This window comes from Rhizobium sp. CFBP 8752, assembly GCF_014842035.1.
Classification (GTDB): Bacteria; Pseudomonadota; Alphaproteobacteria; order Rhizobiales; family Rhizobiaceae; genus Neorhizobium; species Neorhizobium soli.
This window is the reverse complement of record NZ_JACYUZ010000006.1, coordinates 24922-50057: the sequence shown is the minus strand read 5'-3', so window position 1 is coordinate 50057 and position 25136 is coordinate 24922. Positions and strand designations below refer to the sequence as shown.

19 protein-coding genes are annotated in these 25136 nt (G+C 61.0%); 9 read left to right on the top strand and 10 right to left on the bottom strand.

The annotated features are described in order from the left end of the window. Positions 1-66: 66 nt before the first annotated feature. On the bottom strand, positions 67-666 hold the full coding sequence (locus tag IFT59_RS22280; protein ID WP_092665198.1) for a nitroreductase family protein: 600 nt from the start codon (positions 664-666) through the stop codon (positions 67-69). A gap of 140 nt (positions 667-806) precedes the next feature. Here IFT59_RS22280 and IFT59_RS22275 point away from each other — a divergent pair, with 140 nt between their 5' ends. The 4 genes from IFT59_RS22275 (at position 807) to IFT59_RS22260 (ending at position 4578) form a co-directional block, all read left to right on the top strand. Beyond that, a complete protein-coding gene (locus IFT59_RS22275; protein WP_192088318.1) occupies positions 807-1649 on the top strand; it encodes a fumarylacetoacetate hydrolase family protein in 843 nt (280 codons plus the stop codon). Between the two features lie 172 nt (positions 1650-1821). Continuing rightward, the gene (locus IFT59_RS22270; protein WP_192088317.1) at positions 1822-3114 is read left to right on the top strand and encodes a polyhydroxyalkanoate depolymerase; all 1293 of its coding nucleotides are present in this window, start codon (positions 1822-1824) and stop codon (positions 3112-3114) included. 163 nt (positions 3115-3277) lie between these two features. Continuing rightward, positions 3278-3718, top strand: a complete 441-nt coding sequence (locus IFT59_RS22265; RefSeq protein WP_192088316.1) for a DUF2852 domain-containing protein — start codon at positions 3278-3280, stop codon at positions 3716-3718. Positions 3719-3816: 98 nt separating this feature from the next. Continuing rightward, positions 3817-4578: a M48 family metallopeptidase gene (locus IFT59_RS22260; RefSeq protein WP_062577118.1), complete on the top strand. Its 762-nt coding sequence runs from the start codon at positions 3817-3819 to the stop codon at positions 4576-4578. Positions 4579-4614: 36 nt separating this feature from the next. Here IFT59_RS22260 and IFT59_RS22255 read toward each other — a convergent pair whose 3' ends face one another. Next, a complete protein-coding gene (locus IFT59_RS22255; protein ID WP_249407709.1) occupies positions 4615-5592 on the bottom strand; it encodes a cell wall hydrolase in 978 nt (325 codons plus the stop codon). Between the two features lie 306 nt (positions 5593-5898). Between IFT59_RS22255 and IFT59_RS22250 the strand changes: the two genes are divergently transcribed. Genes IFT59_RS22250 through IFT59_RS22230 form a run of 5 tightly spaced genes read left to right on the top strand, consistent with a single transcriptional unit; the run spans position 5899 to position 10959 of the window. Next, complete coding sequence (locus IFT59_RS22250) at positions 5899-6549, top strand: phosphoribosylanthranilate isomerase (protein WP_113167242.1); 651 nt, start codon at positions 5899-5901, stop codon at positions 6547-6549. A gap of 11 nt (positions 6550-6560) precedes the next feature. Beyond that, positions 6561-7781 (top strand): tryptophan synthase subunit beta, encoded by a 1221-nt coding sequence (gene trpB, locus IFT59_RS22245; RefSeq protein ID WP_192088315.1) that lies wholly within the window; start codon positions 6561-6563, stop codon positions 7779-7781. A 2-nt stretch (positions 7782-7783) separates the two neighbouring features. Continuing rightward, entirely contained in the window at positions 7784-8623 is an 840-nt protein-coding gene (gene trpA, locus IFT59_RS22240) for a tryptophan synthase subunit alpha (RefSeq protein ID WP_192078916.1), read from the top strand. A gap of 44 nt (positions 8624-8667) precedes the next feature. After that, positions 8668-9564, top strand: coding sequence for an acetyl-CoA carboxylase, carboxyltransferase subunit beta (gene accD / locus IFT59_RS22235; RefSeq protein ID WP_062462950.1), 897 nt, complete (start codon positions 8668-8670; stop codon positions 9562-9564). 42 nt (positions 9565-9606) lie between these two features. Then, positions 9607-10959 (top strand): bifunctional folylpolyglutamate synthase/dihydrofolate synthase, encoded by a 1353-nt coding sequence (locus IFT59_RS22230; RefSeq protein ID WP_249407708.1) that lies wholly within the window; start codon positions 9607-9609, stop codon positions 10957-10959. A gap of 85 nt (positions 10960-11044) precedes the next feature. Here IFT59_RS22230 and trxA read toward each other — a convergent pair whose 3' ends face one another. The 8 genes from trxA to IFT59_RS22190 all read right to left on the bottom strand — a co-directional run bounded on the left by trxA (position 11045) and on the right by IFT59_RS22190 (position 25135). Next, a complete protein-coding gene (trxA, locus tag IFT59_RS22225; protein ID WP_062462956.1) occupies positions 11045-11365 on the bottom strand; it encodes a thioredoxin in 321 nt (106 codons plus the stop codon). Positions 11366-11434: 69 nt separating this feature from the next. Then, positions 11435-15025 carry a double-strand break repair helicase AddA gene (addA, locus tag IFT59_RS22220; protein WP_192088314.1) on the bottom strand — a complete coding sequence of 1197 codons (3591 nt, stop codon included), beginning with the start codon at positions 15023-15025 and terminating at the stop codon, positions 11435-11437. Continuing rightward, the gene (gene addB, locus IFT59_RS22215; RefSeq protein ID WP_192088313.1) at positions 15018-18221 is read right to left on the bottom strand and encodes a double-strand break repair protein AddB; all 3204 of its coding nucleotides are present in this window, start codon (positions 18219-18221) and stop codon (positions 15018-15020) included. The genes addA and addB overlap by 8 nt, the downstream gene beginning before the upstream one ends. 4 nt (positions 18222-18225) lie before the next feature. Next, the gene (locus tag IFT59_RS22210) at positions 18226-18966 is read right to left on the bottom strand and encodes a nucleotidyltransferase family protein (protein WP_192088312.1); all 741 of its coding nucleotides are present in this window, start codon (positions 18964-18966) and stop codon (positions 18226-18228) included. Positions 18967-18982: 16 nt separating this feature from the next. Beyond that, positions 18983-20500: a tRNA (adenosine(37)-N6)-threonylcarbamoyltransferase complex ATPase subunit type 1 TsaE gene (tsaE, locus tag IFT59_RS22205; protein ID WP_192088311.1), complete on the bottom strand. Its 1518-nt coding sequence runs from the start codon at positions 20498-20500 to the stop codon at positions 18983-18985. After that, a complete protein-coding gene (locus IFT59_RS22200) occupies positions 20497-23088 on the bottom strand; it encodes a PAS domain-containing sensor histidine kinase (RefSeq protein ID WP_192088310.1) in 2592 nt (863 codons plus the stop codon). The genes tsaE and IFT59_RS22200 overlap by 4 nt, the downstream gene beginning before the upstream one ends. A gap of 207 nt (positions 23089-23295) precedes the next feature. After that, positions 23296-24696 (bottom strand): adenosylhomocysteinase, encoded by a 1401-nt coding sequence (gene ahcY / locus IFT59_RS22195; RefSeq protein ID WP_062462971.1) that lies wholly within the window; start codon positions 24694-24696, stop codon positions 23296-23298. Between the two features lie 160 nt (positions 24697-24856). Next, a complete protein-coding gene (locus tag IFT59_RS22190) occupies positions 24857-25135 on the bottom strand; it encodes an HPr family phosphocarrier protein (RefSeq protein WP_062462974.1) in 279 nt (92 codons plus the stop codon). Position 25136 lies beyond the last annotated feature (1 nt).

Sequence of the window (25136 nt, the reverse complement as noted above, 5' to 3'; positions counted from 1 at the left end):
TGTTTGTCCAGCAGAAATCTGTTTCACGTGAATCTAACCTGTGGATGGACGATTCACGTGAAACAATTATTCTTCGCCGGCAAACCTTCCTTCGAAAGCGACTTCCGATACAGGCTTGCGCTGGCTTGGAACCTCACGCTCGCGCAAGTCCTCCGGCAGCGTGTCCTTGGCTGCCATGCGCCCGATCGCCGCTGCGGCTTCCACCCTGAAACCCTCAGGCAAACCAAGTTCGCCAACAGCCTTTTCCTTGTCGAACCCTTCCATGCCATGCGCATGATACCCAAGCTTCATCGCCTGGCAGATGATTGAGAACCACGCGGCGCCCGTGTCGAAAGAATGCGTATAGCCCTCGCGACGTTCGCCATCCTTGGAAACGCGATAGGTTTTCGACACGAAGAAGACCAGCGCACCCGCGTTTTCTGCCCAGCGCCGATTGCCCGGAACGAGCAGATCCGCAAGTCTGGTGAAATCCTCGGTACCATGTAACGCGTAGACAAAGCGCCAAGGTTGGCTGTTGCCGGAAGAGGGCGCCCAATGCGCGGCATCCAGAATGGTCAGCATCGTTTCCCGATCGATGGCTTCCTTCTCGAAGGCCCGCGGCGACCAGCGATCGAGAAAGAAAGCGTCGATTGGAAATTCCGAAGTCCGGCTGTTGCTGGTCGTCATAGTGTCCTCTCAAGTTTGGGTCTTACCCAATCTAGGCAGTTAGGGCTGCTTTGCAATGAACCGCAGATGGCAGAAAGAGGGGTGACAATCGCGCCTCTTTTTTGCATAAACACTTGTCTGACAACTGGAGGAATAAGACCTTGAAATTGATGCGTGTAGGACCTGTGGGCCAGGAGAAGCCGGCATTGCTCGATCAGGATGGCAAGATCCGTGATCTGTCTGGCCATGTCGCGGATATCGGCGGGGAGGCGATTTCGCCCGAGGGTTTGACGAAGATTGCCGCGATCGACGCGTCGACATTGCCGGAACTGTCTGCCGATCGGATCGGCGCCTGCGTGACGGGCACCGGCAAGTTCATCTGCATCGGCCTCAACTATTCCGACCACGCGGCCGAAACCGGCGCCACCGTGCCGCCGGAACCGATCATCTTCATGAAGGCCACCTCCGCCATCGTCGGACCCAACGACGACGTCGTCATTCCGCGCACATCGGAAAAGACCGACTGGGAAGTTGAACTCGGTGTCGTGATTGGAAAGACCGCGAAATACGTGTCGGAAGCCGAGGCGCTGGAATACGTTGCCGGTTACTGCCTCACCAACGACGTCTCCGAGCGCGCCTTCCAGACAGAACGCGCGGGCCAGTGGACCAAGGGCAAGTCCTGCGACACGTTCGGACCGATTGGCCCATGGCTTGTCACCAAGGACGAGGTCGCGGATCCGCAGAACCTTGGAATGTGGCTGACGGTCAACGGCGAAAAGATGCAGAACGGCTCATCCAAGACGATGGTCTACGGCGTCGCCTTCCTCGTCTCCTATCTCAGCCAGTTCATGTCGCTGCATCCGGGAGACGTCATCTCCACGGGTACGCCTCCGGGCGTCGGCCTTGGCCTCAAGCCCCCGCGCTTCCTGAAAGCCGGCGACGTTGTCGAACTCGGCATCGATGGTCTCGGCACCCAGAAACAGACATTCGTCGCCGATATCTGATCGATCGCTGGCATCGGCAAGGCGTGCTGCGGCGAGGGAAGGGCGGTGGTAAACCGCCGCCCTTTCATAACTCCCTCCACAAGTGCTAGCCTTGCTGCATTCCGATGGCGGAACGTTTTGCCCGCCACCGCTTTGACGGATATCGGACCAGGGATGAGGAGAGCCCGATTTCATGTTCTACCAGCTCTATGAGTTGAACCATGCCGCCATGGCGCCGTTCCGGGCCGCCGCGGATGCCATGCGCTTCATGTCCGACAATCCGATGAACCCGTTCGCCCAGACAGCACTTGGCCGCTCCATGTCGGCCAGTCTCGAAGTGTTCGAGCGGATGACGCGACGCTATGGGAAGCCGAGCTTCAATCTTCCGGAAACGGTGGTCGACGGTAAGCCGGTCATGGTCACCGAAGAGATCGTCTGGGCAAAGCCCTTTTGCAATCTCCTGCATTTTCGCCGCGATCTGCCCGCCGCGCGCCCGCCCGACCAGAAGATCCTGCTCGTCGCGCCGATGTCCGGTCACTATGCCACCTTGCTGCGTGGCACGGTCGAGGCGTTGCTTCCGCATGCGGATCTCTACATCACCGACTGGATCGATGCCCGCATGGTTCCGGTCACCGAGGGCAGCTTCGATCTCGACGATTACATCGACTACCTGATCGAGATGCTGCATCAGATCGGTCCCGGCACCCACGTGGTCGGCGTCTGCCAGCCGTCGGTGCCTGTGCTTGCCGCCGTTGCGGTGATGGAGACCCGCTGTGATCGGATGGCGCCCGCCTCGATGACGCTGATGGGTGGACCGATCGATACCCGCAGCAATCCGACGGCCGTCAACAAACTCGCCGGAGATCACCCACTCGAATGGTTTCGCGACAATGTCATCATGAGCGTACCGTTTCCGCAGCCGGGCTTCATGCGGCGTGTCTATCCGGGCTTCCTGCAGCTTTCCGGCTTCATGTCGATGAATCTTGACCGCCACGTCACCGCTCACAAGGAGTTCTACGAGCACCTCGTCAAGAACGATGGCGAGCCTGCCGAAAAACACCGCGAATTCTACGACGAATATCTCGCGGTGATGGATCTGACGGAAGAATTCTATCTGCAGACCGTCGATGCCGTCTTTATCCGTCATTCCTTGCCGAAGGGCGAGATGATGCATCGCGCGATGCCTGTTGATACGAAGGCGATCCGCTCCGTCGCTCTTTTGACGGTAGAAGGCGAAAACGACGATATTTCCGGCGTCGGCCAGACAAAGGCGGCACACACGATTTGTCCGAATATCCCGGATGACAAGCGCCAGCATTACATGCAGCCCGATGTCGGGCATTACGGCGTCTTCAACGGCTCGCGTTTCCGCAGTGAAATCGCCCCCCGCATCATCGAATTCACCCGCAAGCATGCCATTGCCGATACCAAAACTGCCAAGCCCGCATCCCGGAAGCGTAATACCAAGGGTGATTCGCCGACCTGAGAGTGGATCCGGTTCGATGCCGGTATCTGGATTTCTCCAAGGTATTTCAGCATGTTCTTGGATTTAGCGACCTGTCTTCTTGAAGGCGGGTCTGAGGCTCACCAAATCGGATATCATCGGGCTGGCATCAGGCCACTCCGCGTTGAACTGAAGGGTGTAACCCATGAACCAGTCTGCATTGATTCGTCCGGAATGGACGCCGGCCACCATTGGTTTAATGGTGCTCGGTTTCGTGGTCTTCTGGCCTCTTGGCTTGGCCATGCTTGCCTATATCATCTTCGGGGATCGGCTTCGCGGCTTCAAGCGCGATGCCAATAATCGCGCCGACGAATGGGCCGGCAAGACCAGCCGGTGGTTTTCTAAAAGCCGCGCCGCTGGCTACAACACGCATTTCTCGACAGGCAACGTTGCCTTCGACGATTGGCGCAAGGCCGAACTCAACCGCATGGATGAAGAACGCCGCAAGCTTGACGAGATGCGCGATGAGTTCGACAACTATTCCCGCGAGCTTCGCCGTGCCAAGGATCAGGAAGAGTTCGATCGTTTCATGCGCGAGCGCCGTAACAGCAACGCTTCCGGCCAGAACCCGGTCGTCGACGTCTGATCGGTCAAACGGATCTTCTGAAAACGTAACGAGCCGGCGTCCTTGCGACGCCGGCTTTTTCATGAGAACGGTTCTCTCGAATCGGCTAGAAAGGCTACATGTTCGCGCTCCTCAAAAAGCCCCTTCGCGCCCGCTCGAAACCGCTCGAAACCGTGAAGCGCACGCTTGAAGTTGGAAACCGCGCTTTGCCGCTGACGATCAAGGAAAACAGTCGCGCCACTCGTATCACGCTGCGCATCGAGCCCGGCGGCCGCGCGCTTAATCTCACTGTGCCGGCAGGCCTTCGGAAAAGCGAGATCGAGGAATTTCTCGAGCGCCATCAGGGTTGGCTGCTCACGAAGCTCTCGAAATTCTCCACCGACAATCCCATCCGCTCAGGCGGCTTCGTGCCGATTCGCGGCGTTCAGCACCGCATCGACCATACCGGAACGCTTCGCGGCCTGACGGAAATCGCCATGGTCGATGGCGTGCCGGTGGTAAGGGTAAGCGGGCTGGAGGATCATCTCGGCCGTCGGGTCGCGACATTTCTGAAAAAAGAAGCACGTCGAGATATGGAGCTGCTGGCCTTTCGCCATGCCGCATCGATCCGCAAGCCGGTCGCATCAGTCACGCTGAAAGACACGAGAAGCCGGTGGGGATCCTGTTCCTGGGATGGAAACCTGAGCTTTTCCTGGCGCATCGTCATGGCGCCGCCGCTGGTGATCGATTACCTCGCAGCCCACGAAGTGGCACATCTGAAGGAAATGAACCACGGGCCAAAGTTCTGGGCTCTCTGCCACCAGCTTTGCCCGAGGATGGAAGAGGCGCGCAAATGGCTGAAGCAGAATGGCTCACAGCTTCACGCGCTGGATTTCAGCTGAAGCCCGGCTAGAACAAACGGAAACTGGACAAAGAGATCAAGGTGTAGCTGTGCGAGCCGGGAACTGACGCGGAGTCGGCGCGACCATTACCATGTCGCCGGCTGTGTCGGTCTTGGCACCCGCCGGGCGCCGTTTCGGCAGAGGCCCGCTATTGGGCAAGGCTTCAGTCGAAAGAATGGCGGCACTTGCCGCATCCATGCCAGCGCCGGCCTGGTAGGCCTGCATCATGCTGGGCGAATGGGCAACAGGCTGCACTGTTGCGACAGCGGCGGAAGATGTGTCGGCAACCGTTGTGACCGAGGCAACGCCCGGCAAGGGCTGCTGCGTTGCTGCGGACGCAACCGCAACGGGGCTTGGTGTCTGTTCACGAACAGGCTCGGCCCGTGCGATCATGCTCATCGCTCCCGGCGTTGGTACGATCGTTCCTTCAGCCATCATGACATAGGCCCCGGCAGGCTTCGGCTCTGGCGTCTGCAAGTTGCCGTCCTCGTCGCGCTTTTCGTAAAACACGTTGCCGCCGGCATCAGCCACGTAATGCATGTTCTTGTAGGGGAAGCGCAGGCCCTTCGTGTGGAAGAACATCGCTTCCTTCACATCGGGGTGGCGCTTGCCCTTCAGCACGGCTTCCGCTGCTTCATTCAGCTGCGGCGCAGTGTTTTCGTCCATCTTGCGGGTCATCACCCCCGGCGCGAACTGCTTTTCCTGCCCCACGACACCACAGATTGTCTCAGGGTAAAGACCTGAGGTCAGGCGGTTCATGATGACGCTGCCGACAGCCATGAAACCATCGGGGCTGCTGCGCCTTGATTCGAAATACATCGCGCGCTTGAGGCATTCGCGGTCGCTGGACGAATAGGTGTAGACCTGCTTTGCCGAACCCACATTGACCTGGGCAGTTCGTGTCTTCGAAGACTTGGAATCGAGCGACGCAGTCGTCTGAGTGCAGGCTGAAAGAGCGCTCACCGCGGCAAGGCACATTGCAGCGCGCACAAAGTTCGCACCTCTTGCCGCCATGACTACCCCCTGCGAAAACATTTCAAGAAACAATTTGCTGTGGAATAAGTTACTGGCAAAACCCTAATAAATCAAACCTGAATCGAGAACGTCTATTTTCCCGGAAAAACCTGCTCTTTTGACCGAGGTTCTGGTTGTGATGATGTCGGCGAGCATGTCCTTTCGCGTGCAGGATCGTGGTGGAGAACCGAATCACGCCCTGGATGATTGCCTGAGGTCTTGAGAAGAGGAGTCCGTGCCGAACTGTCACGCCACCAGACCGCTGAAGGGCTCGACTCCGGGCGCGTTTCGTGCCAATCCGCGCACATGAAACCGGATATCAAGATCTGCGGCCTCAAGACTGAAGAAGCGGTCGATCGCGCGGTGACGCGTGGCGCAACCCATATCGGCTTTATCTTCTTCCCCAAGAGCCCGCGTAACATCGCGCCCGAGATCGCCGGAGACCTGGCGGACCGGGTGCGTGGTAGAGCTAAGATCGTTGCGGTCACGGTGGATGCCGATGACGAGGAACTGGACGATATCGTCTCGCTGCTTCGCCCGGACATGCTTCAGCTCCACGGTCACGAGAGCCCGGAACGGATTTTGCACGTCAAGGCGCTCTACGGTCTGCCTGTCATGAAAGCGTTTTCTGTCAAGTCCGCGGATGATCTTGCAGGGGTCGATGCCTATATAGGTGTGGCTGACCGTTTTCTGTTCGACGCGAAGGCACCGGCTGGCTCCGATCTTCCGGGCGGCAACGGCATTTCCTTCGACTGGAAGGCCATGGCGTCGCTTGACCAGAGCGTGGATTACATGCTTTCCGGGGGCCTGAACAAGGATAATGTCGCGACTGCGCTCTCATCGACGCGGGCAAGCGGCATAGATGTATCGTCCGGTGTCGAAAGCGCGCCAGGCGCCAAGGATCTGGGCATGATCGATGCGTTCTTCGATGCGGCAGACGCCGCTACGAAACGCTGAAGGAGTTGAAAGTGAACGAGACCCCAAAACTGAATTCGTTCCGTTCCGGTCCCGACGAGGACGGCCTCTTCGGTATTTTCGGCGGCCGCTTTGTCGCGGAAACCCTGATGCCCCTGATCCTCGATCTGCAGGGCGAATGGGAAAAGGCGAAGACCGATCCCGCATTTCAAAAGCAGCTTACCGATCTCGGCAAACACTATGTCGGCCGGCCCAGCCCGCTCTATTTCGCCGAGCGCATGACGGCAGAACTCGGCGGCGCCAAGATCTATTTCAAGCGCGACGAGCTCAATCATACCGGCTCCCACAAGATCAACAACTGCATTGGCCAGATCCTGCTTGCCAAGCGCATGGGCAAGACCCGCATCATCGCTGAAACCGGTGCTGGCCAGCATGGCGTCGCTTCGGCCACGGTCGCTGCCCGCTTCGGCCTGCCCTGCGTCGTCTACATGGGCGCGACAGATGTCGAGCGCCAGGCACCCAATGTCTTCCGCATGAAGCTTTTGGGCGCCGAGGTGATCCCGGTCACGTCAGGCCACGGCACGCTCAAGGATGCCATGAACGAGGCATTGCGCGACTGGGTCACCAATGTCGATGACACCTATTACATGATCGGCACCGCTGCCGGTCCGCATCCCTATCCGGAAATGGTCCGCGACTTCCAGTCGGTCATCGGTCGCGAAACCAAGGAACAGATGCTGGAAGCCGAGGGACGTCTGCCCGACATGCTGGTAGCAGCCGTTGGCGGTGGATCGAATGCGATCGGCCTGTTCCATCCGTTCCTCGATGATGACAGCGTAAGGATCGTCGGCGTCGAAGCCGGCGGCAAGGGCCTCAACGGCGAGGAGCACTGCGCCTCGCTGACGGCAGGCTCGCCTGGCGTTCTGCATGGCAACCGCACCTATCTGCTGCAGGATGGCGACGGACAGATCAAGGAAGGTCATTCGATCTCGGCCGGTCTCGACTATCCCGGCATCGGCCCGGAGCATTCCTGGCTGAAAGACATGGGACGTGTCGAATACGTCCCGATCATGGATACCGAAGCGCTCGAAGCCTTCCAGTTCCTGACGCGCACCGAGGGCATCATCCCCGCGCTCGAACCCTCGCACGCACTGGCCGAAGTCATGAAGCGCGCACCAAGGATGTCCAAGGACGAAATCATCGTCATGAACCTGTGCGGTCGTGGCGACAAGGACATCTTCACTGTCGGCAAAATCCTTGGAATGGGGCTCTGAACATGACCGCACGGATGGACAAGCGTTTTGCCGATCTGAAGGCCGAAGGCCGCCCGGCACTGATCACCTATTTCATGGGCGGCGATCCTGATTTCGCCACGTCGCTGGCCATCATGAAGGCTCTGCCGGATGCCGGCGCCGACGTGATCGAACTCGGAATGCCCTTTTCCGACCCGATGGCCGATGGTCCGGCAATCCAGATGGCGGGGCAGCGCGCGCTGAAAGGCGGCCAGACGCTCGCCAAGACGCTGGATCTCGCCCGCGAATTCCGCAAGACCGATGCCGCGACGCCGATCGTCATGATGGGCTACTACAATCCGATCTATATCTACGGCGTCGACAGGTTTGTTGATGACGCGCTGGAAGCCGGAATCGACGGCCTGATCATCGTCGACCTGCCGCCTGAAATGGATGACGAGCTTTGCATCCCGGCGATCGCCAAGGGGCTGAACTTCATCCGTCTGACCACGCCGACCACGGACGAAAAGCGCCTTCCGACGGTTTTGCACAACACGTCGGGCTTCGTCTATTACGTTTCGATGAACGGCATTACCGGATCCGCTCTGCCGGATCTGTCGCTGATCTCGGGCGCTGTCTCCCGCATCAAGGGTCATACCGACCTGCCGGTCTGCGTCGGCTTCGGCGTCAAGACCGCCAACCATGCGCAAGCCATCGGTGCTGCGGCTGATGGTGTCGTCGTCGGCAGTGCAATCGTTGCGCAGGTTGCCGGCAGTCTCACCAAGGATGGCGCTGCGACGCCAGATACGGTATCTGCCGTTTCCACCTTCGTCCGCGGCCTGGCCACCGGTGTGCGTTCCGCCCGCCTTGTTGCCGCCGAATAACTGGCCCAGATAGGCCTGACAAGTCCAAACTCGGAGTACGCCCAGTGAACTGGATCACCAATTACGTCCGGCCGCGCATCAACTCCATGCTCGGCCGTCCCGATCGGGATGTGCCGGAAAATCTCTGGATCAAATGCCCGGAAACCGGGGAAATGGTCTTCCACAAGGATCTCGAAGAGAACAAGTGGGTCATTCCCGCCTCCGGCTTCCACATGAAGATGCCGGCCAAGGCGCGTCTGAGAGATATGTTCGACGACGGCGAGTTCGAATCGCTGGTGCAGCCGAAGGTCGCCCAGGATCCGCTCAAGTTTCGCGACTCCAAGAAATATGCTGACCGCTTGAAGGACAGCCGTATCAAGACCGATCAGGAGGACACGATCCTCGCCGGTCTCGGTTCCGTCCATGGCGTTAAACTCGTCGCCGTCGTGCACGAATTCAACTTCATCGGTGGTTCGCTCGGCATGGCGGCCGGCGAAGCGATCGTCAAGGCGGCCGAGCGTGCGCTGAAGGAAAAGTGCCCGCTGGTGATCTTCCCGGCTTCTGGCGGCGCCCGCATGCAGGAAGGCATCCTGTCACTGATGCAGCTACCGCGCACCACGGTTGCCGTCGACATGCTGAAGGAAGCAGGCCTTCCCTATATCTGCGTGCTGACCAACCCGACCACCGGCGGCGTGACCGCTTCCTATGCCATGCTGGGTGATGTCCATATCGCCGAACCGGGCGCCGAGATCGGTTTTGCCGGCAAGCGCGTGATCGAACAGACCCTGCGCGAAAAGCTGCCGGAAGGCTTCCAGACCGCAGAATACCTGCTTGAGCATGGCATGGTGGATATGGTCGTCAAGCGCCACGATATCCCGGCAACGCTGGCGCGGATCCTGAAGATGCTGATGAGACAGCCTGATCAGGAATTCCTTCCCGCCCCTGTCGCCGTCAGCGCCTGAACATCGGTTCTGACCTAACGTGATCGGAGCCGGAGCTTCGGGATGACGACGATGAACCAGCCCGTGGCAAGTGCGGCCGAACAGGAAATCGAGCGGCTGATGACCCTTCATCCGAAGGGTTTCGATCTGTCGCTCGAGCGCATTACCCGCCTCCTTGAGGTGCTCGGCAATCCACATCTGAAACTGCCGCCGGTCATTCATGTCGCCGGCACCAACGGCAAGGGGTCCTGCACCGCCTTTTGCCGCGCGCTTCTCGAAGCGGGTGGCTATGCCGTGCACGTCCACACATCGCCGCATCTGGTGCGCTGGCACGAACGCTTTCGCATCGGCGTCAAGGGCGGCCGGGGCCAGCTTGTCGACGATGCCCTGCTGGCGGATGCGCTGCGCCGCGTCGGCGATGCCAATGCCGGCCAGATGATCACCGTGTTCGAGATCCTGACAGCGGCAACCTTCCTGATCTTTTCCGAGCAGCCCGCCGATGCCGTAGTGCTGGAAGTGGGCTTAGGCGGTCGCTTCGATGCGACCAACGTCATCACCGACCCCGCCGTCTCGGTGATCATGCCGATCGCGCTCGATCACCAAGCTTATCTGGGCGACAAGGTCGAACTGATCGCAGCGGAAAAAGCCGGCATCATGAAACGCCGCTGCCCGGTCGTGGTCGGCGCCCAGGAATTCGACGCGGCCCGCGAGGTTCTTGTTGCGACTGCCGAACGGCTGGGCTGTCCGCTCTCCATCTATGGCCAGGATTTCTCAGCTCACGAGGAGTTCGGCCGGCTGATCTACCAGGACGAAGACGGCCTGCAGGACCTGCCGCTGCCGCGCCTTCCTGGCCGCCACCAGTTCGCCAACGCCGCGGCCGCCATCCGCGCCGTCAAGGCCGCCGGTTTCACGGTGACGGATGCGACCATGGAAAAGGCGATGGGCATGGTTGAATGGCCGGCCCGCCTGCAAAAGCTGGTCGAAGGCAAACTGCTCGAATTCGCGCCCCCGGGTTCAGAAATCTGGCTCGACGGCGGGCATAACCCGGCCGGAGGCGAAGTGATTGCCGAAGCCATGGCCGCCTTTGAGGAACGCCAGCCCCGGCCGCTCTACCTCGTCACCGGCATGATCAATACAAAGGATCCCGTCGGCTATTTCCGGGCCTTTGCGGATCTCGGCGAACACGTCTTTACCGTCCGCATCCGCGATAGCGAGGCAGGCCTCGATCCGGTCGTGCTGGCCAATGCGGCGTTCGATGCTGGTCTGGTGGCCGAGCCCGCGGGTTCCACCATCGAAGCCTTGCAGGAAATCACCCGCCGCCAGCTGCCCGGCAGTCCCCCACCCCGTATCCTGATCGGCGGCTCGCTCTATTTCGCCGGCAATGTGCTGGCCGACAATGGCACGCCACCGGTCTGATAACGGACAGGATCTATCAACAGCAGATAACAAAAAACCCGGCTGATCGCTCAGCCGGGTTTTTGGATTCACGTGAAACAGACGCTTAAGCGGCGCTGGAGATCCAGGCTGCGAGAGCCGTCTTCGGCGCAGCGCCAACCTTGATGTCGGCCACTTCGCCGCCCTTGAACATGGCGAGGGTCGGGATCGAGCGCACGCCGAACTGGGCAGCCAGTTCCGGGTTCTCGTCGATGTTCAGCTTGACGACTTTCACCTTGCCAGCGAGTTCCGTCGAAATTTCTTCAAGGCTCGGAGCGATCATCTTGCAGGGGCCGCACCATTCGGCCCAGAAATCGACGACGACCGGCTCTACGGCGTCCAGAACTTCAGCCTGAAAATTGTTTGTATCGACTTTCACGGTAGCCATTGGGCTCTCCTTCGATTCTTGTTGACCCAGATGTGAGATCGGCACTCACTATTTTCAATGTCCGTCATGTCACTTTGTCTTAAGTTCTGCAAGCGAACGGGACATCAGCTCCACACCCAGCGGGATTACCTTTGCCGTCTCGGTGTAGACGAGCACGCAGTCGATCGCTTTGCCCGGATAAAGAGGCGTGAGGATTTCGCGGTAGATGGAGAGCTGTGCCCTGTGGGTCAATGGCACGTCTTCCGCAGTGCCCGGCGGAAAGCGGTTGGTCTTGTAATCGAGGATGATGACGCGGTCTTCCATCTCGACCAGCCGGTCGATCCGGCCCGAGATCGCGTAGTCCTGGCCCTCCAGCGTCAGCGTTCCCATGATCGAGACCTCCGACTGGCTGCGCGCAGAAAATACCGGCGCGAGCTCGGGAAGGGACAGAACAGACATGACGCTCTCAACTAGCTTCTGTCGCTCAGCCGGCGGCCAGAAGCGGGCGGCGCGGTCGGCATAACGCCGGGCTGCACCCTCGCGCTCACCGTCCGGAAAGTCGGTCAGCATCTGCAGCATCCGATGCACCAGCTTGCCTTTTTGCAGTGCCAGGCTGCCGGTCGCCTTGTCTCCAAACAGGGGCGATGTGACGATCAGATCATCATCGTCGTCATCGATCATCGTGCCGGCACCAGACGGGCTAAGTGGCCTCGGCAGGATTTTTCGTGGGGGAAGCGGCCGGGAGAGGGCAATGGGCAGGGTAGGTGCGAATGCCTCCCGTTCCGAGCCGCCTGAACCTGCGTGGTCCGCTTTGGCAGCAGCCTTGCCGGGCGCCTGGGGCAAACGCCAGGACAGGCCGTTCCACTCGCCCTCGGGTCCGGAGAATGTAGTCGGGCTGCAATGCTGACCGCTCGTCGACAAGGCCCGCGCGATCATCGCCTGCCAGCTGTCAGGGTTGTCGCGGCTGCCACGATAGCCGCAAATCACAAGATGATCGGCAGCGCGGGTCATACCCACATAGAGAAGTCGCCGGTACTCTTCTTCGGCAGATGTCTTCAACCGCTCGTCCTCCGCCGCCGTCAGCGGGTTGGACAAAGTCTTGCCCGCAAGCCAGGCCGGAACATCGCCATGGACGGTCTTCAGCAACCGGAATTTCGGGACATGCGACGGAATGAAGGATTTTGAGTTGCTGTCGACGAGGAACACGACCGGCGCTTCGAGGCCCTTGGAAGCATGTACGGTCATGATCCGCACCTCGTTGCGGCCACCATCCTGTTCGCGCTTCACCTCGGGGCTTTCCAGCTCCAGCGTGGATACGAAAGCCTGCAGGCCAGGCAGGCCGGATGTCTCGTGATCGAGCGCGAAGGTGAGCAATTCATCGAGAATATCGCCCGCCTCGGTGCCGAGCCGTCCGAGAAACTTCCGCCGTCCGCCATATTGTCCGAGAATACGGGCGTAGAGATCATGCGGGCTGAGCAGGCGCGACAGCGTCAGCAGATGCTGTAATCGCTCTGCTGCGTCGCGAAACCTCAGCGGCTGTTCCTCGGCAAGACGCTTCAGCTGCGCCCAGGCGCTGTCGTCTTCGGCTCTGAGCGCCGCAACCTCGAAGACATCCTCCTCGGACAGATCGAATAGCGGGCTTTTGAGAAGCGCTGCAAGCGACAGGTCGTCCTGCGGCAGAAGCAGAAAGCGGCCAAGCGCCAGCAGATCCTGCACCGCGATATGGCTTGTCAGCTTCAACCGGTCGGCGCCTGCTACGGGAATGTTGTCGCGACGTTTCAGCGCCCGCGTCAGCGCGTTGACGAAGGCGTCGCGCTTTCTCACGAGAACGAGAATGTCGCCAGGCTCGATTGGCCGTTCCACGCCCTTTTCGATGATCGTCTCGCGGCCGATCATCTCGCCGATCCGGGCGGCGATGCGAGAGGCGAGAATGGCAGCCGGTGCCTTGTCCGGGGTCGAATCGAACGGCGCGGTCCAGTCGTCTTCCTGTTCGGACACTTCGGGCGCCACCACGTCCCACAGATCGACTAGGCCGGGATGGCCCATGCGGTTGGAACGGTGCTGCACCGGATCACCGATCGCAGACAGTCCCTTGGCATTTTCCTCGATCGAAAACACCTGATCGACGGCAGAAAGAATGTCGGCTGTCGACCGGAAGGAGAGCGGCAGGCGGATCGCATGGAACGGCTGGCCGCTGGCAGCCACCTGCCTCTTCGTCGCGCTGCGTTCCTCGGCAAACCGCTCCGGCCGCGCGCCCTGGAAGGAATAGATCGACTGTTTCTCGTCGCCGACCGCAAACATCGTGCGGCGCGTATCGCGCGCGCTGTTGCCGGAATAAAAGTCCTCCGCCAGCGACTTGATCACGGTCCACTGGATCGGGCTGGTATCCTGCGCCTCGTCGACCAGGATGTGGTCGATGCCCTGGTCGAGCTTGTAGTGCACCCAGGCGCCGACGCCATCGCGGGTGAGGAGATCGGCGGTGCGGGCAATCAGATCCTCGAAATCGAGAAGGCTGCGGCCCCGTTTCAGGTCCTCGTAGTCGTCGGTGAGACGTGCGGCGAGCGTCAGCGCCGCCTTGGTGGCGGCAAACAGGCGAAACAGCCGCAAACGGTTCCGGCAGCTCAGAACATGCTCTCGCGCCGCATCGATCGCGCCGGCAAGCTCCGGCGCGATCTTGGTCATGGCGCTGGCGATCAGGCTGCGATCCGCCTTCACCGTGCCCTTGGCCGTGAGGAAGATGGAATCGAGATAGGCGGCACGCTTGAAGACATCCGTCTCCTTGGCGACCAGGCGCAAACCATAGGCCACCTCATGCACGGTCGAGCCGCCCTTCTGGTCGGCAAGCGACAGATAGAGGTCGAGCGTGATCCCGGAAAGCTGAGGCAGTGGCCAATAGGTGGCGGCAATACTGTCTTCACTATCGGCAGGGTCGAGCCCCAGAACCCGCTTCAGTTCCGGGCCGATGCCGCCGTTCTTCTCCGCCTGCGCCGTAAATTTGCGGATCGCCGTGCGTCTTGCAACGATGTCGGACAGCAGCGCCTCCAGCCCGAACTCGTCGCCGAGATCGAGAACATGCCCAAAGGCCTCCGCCAGATCCGGATCATCTTCGGCGGACGTGGCCGTCAGTAGAGAACGCCGCGCTTCGGAGAGAAGGGCAGTGGCAGCGCGGTCGTCGAGCACGGAAAAGTGGCCCGCCACATTGGCCTCCAGCGGAAACTGGTGCAGCAGTGCTTCGCAGAAGGCGTGGATCGTCTGGATCTTCAGACCACCCGGCGTTTCCAGAGCCTTGGCAAAGAGGCGCCGCGCCTCGGAAATCGTCGAGGAATCCGGCTCACGACCTTCGATAGCCGCAATCCTTGCCCGCAACTCCGCGTCGGAGAGAACCGTCCATTCAGACAGCCTTTGGAAGACGCGGTTCGACATTTCCGAAGCCGCGGCCTTGGTATAGGTGAGGCATAGAATGGCGGAGGGGCGGCAGCCGGCAAGCAGAAGCCGGATCACCCGCTGGGTCAGCACATGCGTCTTGCCAGAGCCGGCATTGGCCGACACCCAGGCGGAACTTGCCGGGTCCGATGCGCGTGATTGCTGAACCGTCGTCCAGTCGATCCAATGAAGCGGGTCGTCACCATCCGGCAGGTCCGAAGCCGGGTTATCCGGAAGGTCGGTGAAAAGATCACTCATCGGCGTCTGCCTCTCCATCGTCATCGGCCGTCGACCACTCGGCAACGCGGGCGAGGTGATCGTATTCGCCTCCGAAATCACCCTGCGCGAACGGGACCAGCCGAGAGGCGAACCCCGCATCGCCCTGACGCAACTTGATGACGAACCTGGTCAGCTGGTCGATCGAGTCCTGCGCCAGATCGATCGCCGATTTCGGCTGGCGCTTGGCACTCGCGGTTGCGCCCTCATTGTTGATCCGGTCTTCCTTGAACCGGTCGCCGGGTCGAAGCCGCACATAGAGAAGATCGCCGGGCCGCTGGATGCCCATCGTCTTAAAGGCGCCTGCCTGCAGGGCTGCCGCCTCCAGTGCAAGTTGCGGGTCGAGCAGCGACCTGGCCTGCAGGATGGAGGGGTTGAGGCCGGTCTTGTAGTCGATAATATCCGCCTCGCCGGATCGCTTGATGTCGATCCGGTCGGCAATGCCGGTGACGCGAATGCCAGCGCTCTCAACGTCGAAACCGGCACCGGCTTCCGTCACGCTGCTGCGCACCTCCGGTGCGCGGCGCTCTTCCCAGTCGAGAAAGGCCCGGGCCACCTCGACGAAGCGCGGCCGCCAGACCCGGTCGATATGCGGCGGCAACTGTTCGGCATCGAAAAGCTCCTGCGTGATGCGCTGCATTGCTTCACGTGAAACCGGCGTGCCGGGCTTGTGTCCTTCCCGCGTATAGCGGTCGATAATGGCGTGGTAGAGCGTGCCGCGCTGTGCCGCACCCGGATCCTCGTTGAACGGCGCCAGCGGATCAAGCTTCAGGATGCGCCGCGCATAGATCGAATAGGGGTCGCGACGCAGCCTTCCGACTTCGCTGAATGAATATTTGACCGGCTGCAGCTCCGCCGGCGGTTTCGGGGCAGGGCGCCTGGCCTGCTGCTGGTTGTCGCCGCGATCGATCAGTGATGCCCAGTGAAGGACATCCTTGCCGCGCGCCTTCAATTCGTCGGCAAAGGTTTTGCCACCCAGCGCCAACAATCTCTGCAGCCAGCGGGAAGCAACTGTCGGCGTCGATCCCTGTCGTGTGGAGCGGGAAAAGATCAGGTTGCGGGTGCCGCAGGCCATTTCGAAATCGTGCGCCAGCTGGCCGATCCGCCGCTCTGGCGGTTCCAGTCCCATGTCGGTCTTCATCGAGCGCGACAGGAACGGATTGTTGACCGTCTGTCCCGGCCAGGAGCCTTCGTTGAGGCCGCCGAGGATCATCGTATCGACGCTCTGCAGCCGCGCTTCCAGCGTCCCGAAGATGAACACGCGCGGATGCGCAAGCGATCGCGGCTTCACCGCTTCGCCTGTCGTCAGCGCCATGACGATGTCGATCCACTGCGGCCCGTCGGCCTCGATCTGGCCTTCCGTCTCGATCACTTCGCCGAGCAGACCTGAGAGACGTTCGCCCGGCTCGCCGGACCAGAGTGCCGAGAGATCACCGCGCTCATCGATGCACAGCGCCTCGAGCGCGCGCCCGGTGCGTGTCGCCCAATCGGACAGAGTCAGCCTTGCCGTCAACCCGCGTCCATCCGCCCGGCGGCGGATAAAGGCGCTTACCAGCGGTTCGACCGCTGCCGATATCCGCTTTGTGATATCCTTTGCCTGACCCACAGCGCCTTCGGGCAACGAGCTGCGCCAATGCGGCATGTGCCGGTCTTCAAGGATCGCGGTCAGCTGCGCATCGAGAAGCGGCTCGAGTGCTGAAATATCCATGTCACCGACGCCACCGCGCAGCGCCAGTACTTCGAGCGCATCGATTGAGGCGCGTAGCTCGGCAGGCGGAAGGCCAAGCCGTATTAGCGGGTGTTTCAGGAGACCCACGATCGCCACAGGGTCGCCGGGGCGAAGCGTCGCTTCGAGCAGAAGCTGGGTCAGCGTGCCCTGCGGCGTGCCGGAAAGGGCGGAACCGGCCGAATCATCGGCGAGGATGCCGAAACGGGCAAGCTCTGCGGTGACGCGGCGACCGAGCGCACGATCGGGCGTGATCAGCGCCGCCTGGGCCTCGCCACCGTTGCGTCCGGGTTTCTCCAGCGCCAGCCGCAAGGCGATGGCAATCGCCACCGCTTCCTCGCGCTCGTTGGCGGCTTCGATCAGCGCGACATCGGCAAAGGCCGCGCGCAGCTTTTCCGGATCGGCGTCCTGGCGCCACGTATTCCAGCGATCGGTCGCCTTGGCAGGCACCAGCGCCTGCGAGATCGCCTCGGCGCGGAAGGCAAGATCGGCCTCCGTCTCTCCGATGACAGTGACATCGTCCCGCGTGGCACCGATCTTCTTCAACAGGCGGGAAAGACCGAATTGCGGATGACTGCGGCTCGAAGGGTCGGGCTTGCCGTCGAAGGTTTCCTCGCCCACCATGTCCCACTGGTCCTGCGGCATCGTCATGTCGAGACCCGGCAGGACGACAGTGCCTTCTGGAAGCCTGGAGATCGCTGCGATCAACTCGGCGGCGGCCGGCACCGACCCGGTGGAACCGGCAACGATCACGGGGCCCTTATGCTCCCGCTCGGTAATCCGTCGCGCTTCGCCGCGCAGGATCGAAGCCCGATGCTTTGCCGGCGAAGAGCGTTTCAGCTCTTCCAGCCGGGTCGGCCAGAAACCGCTGGCGATCTTCAGGAATTCGGCGGTCAGCTGCCACCAGAGCGCATGTTCGCCGGTCTGGAGATTGTCGAGATCCTTCCAGTCGCGTTCCTCGGTCTCGATCGCATCGATCAGTTCCGCCAGCGCCCGGGCAAGCCAGATCGCATCCGCCGGGCTTGCGGGCGCGACCAGCGGCGATTCCGAATGCACATCCAGCACGATCTTCGGCAACTGGTTGCGCCAGGCAAGGATCAGCCGGCCAAGTTCGAGCAGACGGGCCGTGCCACCAATCGGCAGAGCCAGATCCATTTCCTCGGGCGCAACGAGATCGAAAAAGCCCTGATCGTCGTCTGTTTCGCCAAGTGGCCGGATGACCGGCAGGATCGCGGCGCGGCCGCCGAGAAGATCGACAAATTCCGAGCGCAGCACGCGGGCCGAACGGCGCGTCGGCACAAAGATGGTGACATCGGCCAGCGACAGCGGATTGTCGGGGTTGTAGCGGAACGTCTTGTTCAGCCGTCCGTCGCAGAGCGCTGCGGCCAGCGTCTTCAGGAAAGGCGCGCCTGAGGGAATGGAGAACAGGCGGTTCGGCGACGCATCCGACATCGGATCAGGCCCCTGCTTTGTGGCGGGCAATCACGGCTTCGGCTTCAGGCAGCGCCTCCGGCGTGCCGACAGTGATCCACTCGCCATCCATCACGAGCCCGAACAGCCGATCGTTTTCGATCGCACGGTCGAAATAGATGTTGAGATTGAAGGCATCGTCAGGCGCATCGTCGAGACGCGACGTGTGCATCACGATCGCGCCGGCATAGACGACCGGGTTGCCATCTCCTTCGGTGTAGCGCGAAAGCCTGCCGTCGGAGGACAGCTGGAAATCCTTCTTGCCGTTGTGTCCGGTGGTGCGCTCCAGCGGCACGCAAAGCAGTGCCATATCCATGCGCTGCGGGTCGAAAAACCCGGCCAGACGCTCAAGATTGCTCGGCTCGCCTGGCTTTTCGCCAATCCAGAACAGGTCGGCATTCATGACGAAGACAAAGCCGGGCGCGAGCAGGGACAGGCCCTGCTTCAACCCGCCACCCGAATTCATCAGCTGCGCCCGCTCGTCGGACACGGTGATCTCAAGGTGCGGATAGGCGGCGAGATGCGCTTCCATCCGGTCGGCGAAGTGATGGACGTTGACAACCGCATGCGTCACGCCAACGTCGGCCAGGGCATCGAGCCCGTAATCGATCATCGGCTTTCCTGCAACGGGCACCAGTGGCTTCGGCATCGTATCGGTGATCGGGCGAAGCCGGGTACCGAGCCCTGCCGCCAGCACCATAGCCTGCGTGATCGGGGCGTTGGTCATGTCCATGCAACCGTATTTATGATTCGGGAAGCTCTATACCAGCCCTGTGGCACCAATCGCGCAAGGGCGCGAGTGCTTCATGCGCGAGTGCCGTCGAAAGATGGCGCAATGTTCGCGGCATATGCTTCATATATTGCGGCTTGCCGTCGCGTTCCCGCAGCCGAACCCAGAGCCCGGCAAGCTTGCAGTTGCGCTGTGCCGCCATGATCGCCCAGGATTTCAGGAAGCCCGTTTCGTCAAACCCGCCCAGTGCGCGGCGCAGCGTCAGGTAGTCGATCATCATCTGATCGGCAAGAACCTTGGGAATATCGACGCGGGCGTCCTGGACCAGCGAAGCAAGATCATAGGCCGTCGGGCCAATCATCGCATCCTGGAAATCGATCAGGCCCACCTGGTGCACGCCCGACGCCTCTGAACGCCAGATGATGTTCGGCGAATGGAAATCACGTAGCAGCAGGTTTTTCTCCGCGCTGCCGAGCTTTGCGATCAGCCCGTCCCAGATCGAGAGATACTCTTCTCGCTCGTCCTCGCCAGGCTGTCCGCCGCGCTTCCACGGCAGGTACCAGTCAAGAAGCAGCCGCGCTTCCATCTTCATCGCGACCGGATCGAAATCCGGAATGTGATGCGTTTGGGAGCCGTCGACGGGAAGATCCTGGCGGATCTCATGGCCATGCAGATAGGCGAGTGCTACGACGCTTTCGCGGTAACGTTCGCCGATCGGCTGCCCGTTTTCGTCAAGCACGCCGTCATGGCCGAGGTTCTCGATGAGAAGAATGCCTTGGTCGTAATCCGCGGCGAGCACCTCAGGCGCGCAAAGGCCGATGCCGCGCAGATAGTCTGAGATCGCCACGAACGGATAGGCGTCCTCGGCAATATGCGCCACTTTCGGATAGGGTTTTCCATCAAGAACCGGCGGACCCTCGGGCCGCTTCGGCCAGTCCATCAGGATCACCTTTTCGGCTGAAGCAGTCAGAACCGTTTCATAGGCCCGCATCGAGGCATCGCCGGTCAGGAACCGGCGTCGGCCATCGGTATAACCGTGAGTGCGCAGAAACTCGCGGATGGCGATCACCCGGCGGATGCGGGCAAGGGCTGCTTCCGGTGCCGTAATCGTCGCCCGTCGGCCAATCGTCTCATGCTCGAGCGTTAGCGTGATGCGGTCGAGAGGCAGCAGGTCGCCGCCCATTTCCGGCCATTCGACAAGGCAGATGCCGGAGGAAAGTGCTTCGTCGAAACCAAGCTCGTCGAGCTCGGATGGATCGGCCAGCCGATAGAGATCGAAATGCGCCACGGGAATGCGCAGGTCATAGATCTGGACCAGCGTGAAAGTGGGGCTCGGTACTTCCAGATCGTCCTGGTCTGCCATGGCCCGAAGGAAGGCGCGCGCCAGCGTCGATTTGCCGGCGCCGAGATCGCCCGAAAGAGCCAGGCAGTCGCCAGCCTTCAGCGCCAGCACCAGATCCTCACCGAACAGAATTGTCTCAGCCTCGTCGGCCAGTGTCACGACAATGCTATCGCCAGGCGCAGCGATCATTCGGCCGCGACCGAACGGGTCCGCGCTCCAACCGGAATGCGGCAGGTGACAACCGTTCCCTGTCCGGCCCGGCTGTCGATCGAGACGTCGCCGTTGTGAAGGGTCACGAAGCTTTCGACGATCGAAAGGCCAAGGCCCGCACCGCTGCGCTTGCCGCCCTTGGCGTTTGCCTCGAACCGGTCAAACACCGTCTTCAGCATGTCAGGCGGAATGCCGGGACCTCTGTCGGTCACGGAGAAGAACACGTTGCTCTCGTCGCGCCAGCAGTTCAGCGAGATGGCGGACCCCTCCGGCGCAAAATTGGTGGCGTTCATCAAAAGCTTGATCAGGATCTGCTTCAGCCGCTGCTCGTCGGCAAACACGGTTCCGAGTGCCTTCGGCGCGATGATTTCCAGCGTCACGGTATTTTCGTGCAGCCGGTCGGCGATCTGCATCGCCACGTCGTCCAAAAGCTCGTCCACGGCGAGCTGCGAATAGTTCAGCTGCATGATGCCGGCATCGACGGTCGCAAGATCGAGGATGTCGTTGACGATGGTGAGAAGAACCGAGGACGACGTCGAGATGTGGTCGATATATTCCGACTGCCGCTCGTTCAGTTCGCCCATGCCCGGCGTCTTCAGGAGATCGGTGAAGCCGATGATGTTGGTCAGCGGCGACCGCAGCTCGTAGGAAACGTGCTGGACGAAGTCGTTCTTCAGCTCGTCCGCCTTCTGCAGCGCCTCGTTCTTTTCCTTGAGTGCCCGCTCGGCACGTGCGCTGGCCGTCATGTCGACGAAGGTGAACATCGTCTGGGCATTCGGCAAAGGCGTCGCGGCATAATCGAGGATGAGGCCGGAATAGAGTTCGAACGTTCCCTGTATCGACGCCCGTTCGTCGTCGAAATTGGTCAGCATCTGGCCAAAGAGGCGCCAGCCGTCCGGCTCGTCATAGGACGGCGAACAGGCTTTCTCGATCGCCTTGATATGGGTTCCGGGCTTGGTCTCTTCGGCGGTCACGCCCCAAAGCGCCCGGAAGGCGGGATTGGACAGCGTGATCCGGCCGTCCGGACCGAACACGGCCACGCCTTCTGTAAGATGGTCGATCGTTTCGCCCTGAACCTTGACCAGCGTGTTATAGCGGGTTTCGAGATCGACCTGTTCGGTCAGGTTCTCGAACACCCAGGTAGCACCGCCGCGCGGGTGGGCGGTGGCGATGACGCGCAGCGTCTGGCCGTTCGGCAGATGCCAGGTATCGGTCTTGGTATCGAGCGCCTGGTAGATCGACAGCGCCGATTCCTTCCAGTTGCGCCAGCTGAGCTCTTCCGGCAGCTTGCCGTTGGCGCGCAGCTTGTCGAGCAGTTCGGAATTATCCGGCCGCGATTCGAGGAAGGGCAGGGAAAGGCCCCACAGCTGGACGAAAGCCTGGTTGTAGAATTGCAGCCGCCGTTCGCCGTCGAAGATCGCGACGGGTGTCGCGAGATGGTCCAGCGTTTCGGCGTGGCTGTTGAGCGTCCGCTTAAGCTCTTCGCGCACCGATTCGGCTTCCGACACATCGATCGCAATGCCGACGGAACCGTTCGTTGCCACGACATCGACAACGTCGAACACGGTACGATTGCCGCGCACGACAGTGGAGATGCGGTCGTGGAAAGGCGAGTTGGCTGTTGCGACGGCGCGGATTTTCTCACGCGCGATCGTGCCCAGGAATTCGCGGCTTTCGTCAACGGCCTGCGTCGGAACCTTGGCTTCGACGGCATCGCTATAGGCGTGGTTGACCCAGGCAAGCCTGCCCTGTGCGTCGCGCTGCCAGACCGGCTGTTCGATCGTGTCGAGCAGCGAGTGGAAAAGCGAGATGGAGTGGGTTAGCCGTTCGCGTTCGATCTTCAGTTCGGCAAGCTCGGCGCGCAGGTTGTTGAGCGCGATAAAGCGGACAAACGCCTTTCCGCCCGAAACGCGGCCCTGCACCTCAAGGATTTCGTCGCGGTTGGTTTCAAGAACCAGATCGAAGCTGCGGGCTTCGCCGCGCAGAGCGTCGATCGCCTTTTCCAGCTCGATTGCCGAGGAAGAGCGCAGCCAGCGGCCGAAGGCGAGAAAATCGCGATCCTGCTGCGGCGCACCGGTTTCAGCCGGCAACTGGCCCAGGAACTCAGGTTTGGAGTAGCCGCTTTCCCACACCACGATGCGGCGGTTCTTGTCGGCGATCAGCGCTTCGTACTTGGAAATCCGCTGCTGCGCATCCGACAGCGCGCTGCGCATATCCTGGGTTTCGGCTTCCATGTTGCCGCGTTGGCGAACCAGCCAGACGGCCGACAGCAGGGCAGCCCCCAGCGCGCCAAGCAGCAGCGACGACCAGATCACCTGGGTCGACGAGAACATGTGCGGACCGACCGTGCCGGCCTCCTGTGCATGCGCCATCCCAGCCACGCCTGAGAGCACCGTCCCCGCCAGGAACGCTGCAGCCGAACGTGCCAAGCTCACCGGCGCAAGCCGGGCAAGGTCTTTCTTCCACCGCCCATTTGCCGCCTCTTTACAAGCGTCCAGGCCGCAGCTCATCGCCACGCCACAAATGAGATCGGCCTGCTTTCGCAGGCTCGTTTTTCTTACCGACATGACCGGTCTGTCTCCGTCCAATTGCCGCTTATCGACAAGACATACCACATCGCACCTTGCCCGAAGCCGGAGGCTCGAACGAGTACGAATCAAGAGCTGTAACAATACCTGTCGCGGCAGAGAGCGGGAAGGCGCGGGGCCAAAAAAGAAGCCGCAGCCTTTGTCAAGGCTGCGGCCACAAGATGTTGTGGATTGTTCGGCTACGGATCAGTAGCGGTAGTGTTCAGCCTTGAACGGACCCTGCGACGAGACGCCGATATAAGCAGCCTGTTCGTCAGAAAGTTTGGTCAGCGTCACGCCGAGCCTTCCGAGGTGAAGACGGGCAACTTTTTCGTCGAGGTGCTTGGGCAGGATATAGACCTCGTTCTTGTACTCGCCCTGCTTCGTGAACAACTCGATCTGGGCCAGCGTCTGGTTGGTGAACGAGGCGGACATGACGAAGGACGGATGGCCGGTAGCATTTCCGAGGTTGAGAAGGCGACCCTCCGACAGAAGGATCATCCGGTTGCCCTTCGGGAACTCGATCATGTCGACCTGCGGCTTCACGTTGGTCCACTTCAGGTTCTTGAGCGCCGCAACCTGGATCTCGTTATCGAAATGGCCGATATTGCCGACGATCGCCATATCCTTCATCTCGCGCATATGCTCGATGCGGATGACGTCCTTGTTGCCCGTCGTGGTGATGAAGATATCGGCCGAGGCAACGACGTCTTCGAGCACGACGACTTCAAACCCGTCCATGGCAGCCTGCAGGGCGCAGATCGGATCGACTTCCGTGACCTTGACGCGAGCACCGGCGCCCTGAAGCGAAGCAGCCGAACCCTTGCCGACATCGCCGTAACCGCAGACGACGGCGACCTTGCCGGCCATCATCACGTCGGTGCCGCGGCGAATGCCGTCGACCAGCGATTCCTTGCAGCCGTATTTGTTGTCGAACTTCGACTTGGTGACGGAGTCGTTGACGTTGATGGCCGGGAAGGGCAGGAGGCCCTTCTTGGAAAGATCATAAAGGCGGTGAACGCCTGTGGTGGTCTCTTCGGTCACACCCTTGATCGCATCGCGCTGCTTGGTGAACCAGCCTGGCGAAGCGGCAAGACGCTTCTTGATCTGCGCGAACAGGATCTCTTCTTCTTCCGATGTGGGCACGGAAAGAACGTCCTCACCGGCTTCGGCGCGGGCGCCGAGCAGGATGTACATGGTGGCGTCGCCACCATCATCGAGGATCATGTTGGAGAAGCCGCCATCGGTCCACTGAAAGATCTTGTCGGTGTATTCCCAGTACTCGGTGAGCGATTCACCCTTCACGGCAAATACCGGGATGCCGGACGCTGCAATTGCAGCAGCGGCATGATCCTGGGTCGAGAAGATGTTGCAGGAGGCCCAGCGAATGTCGGCGCCGAGTTCCTTCAGCGTCTCGATCAGAACCGCCGTCTGGATCGTCATGTGCAGCGAACCGGAGATGCGGGCGCCCTTGAGCGGCTGCGATGCACCGAATTCCTCGCGGCACGACATCAGGCCCGGCATTTCGGTTTCGGCGATGTCGAGCTCCTTTCGGCCGTAGGCAGCAAGTTCGATATCCGCGACGATGTAATCCTTGTCAGTGCTCATAAAGCTCTCCGCGTGGTGTGTCGATGGCAGGGGAACGGATTTCCGTTCATCCGGGCGTCGACGAAAAATCTCGCCAGCGGTGTAACAGGCTTGGGGCCGACTTGCAACCAACACATAAAGACGTCTTTATATGTTTATGTCCGTTCGGTCGCTATGGTTATCAAGCTTCTTCGCCGAACTTGTTGGCAACGAGCGCCTCCAGAGCGTCGAGCGCTTCAACAGCCTGCGGGCCGCTTGCGGAAACCTCGATCGAACAGCCGGTGCTGGCGGCTAGCATCATCAGGCCCATGATGGAATTGCCGCCGACTGTCGATCCATCCCTTGAAACCTTCACATCGGCTTCGAAACTTTCCACCATCTGCACGAACTTGGCTGATGCTCGCGCGTGGAGACCACGCTTGTTGACGATTGTGAAATGCCGTGGGGCAAGGGGAGACATG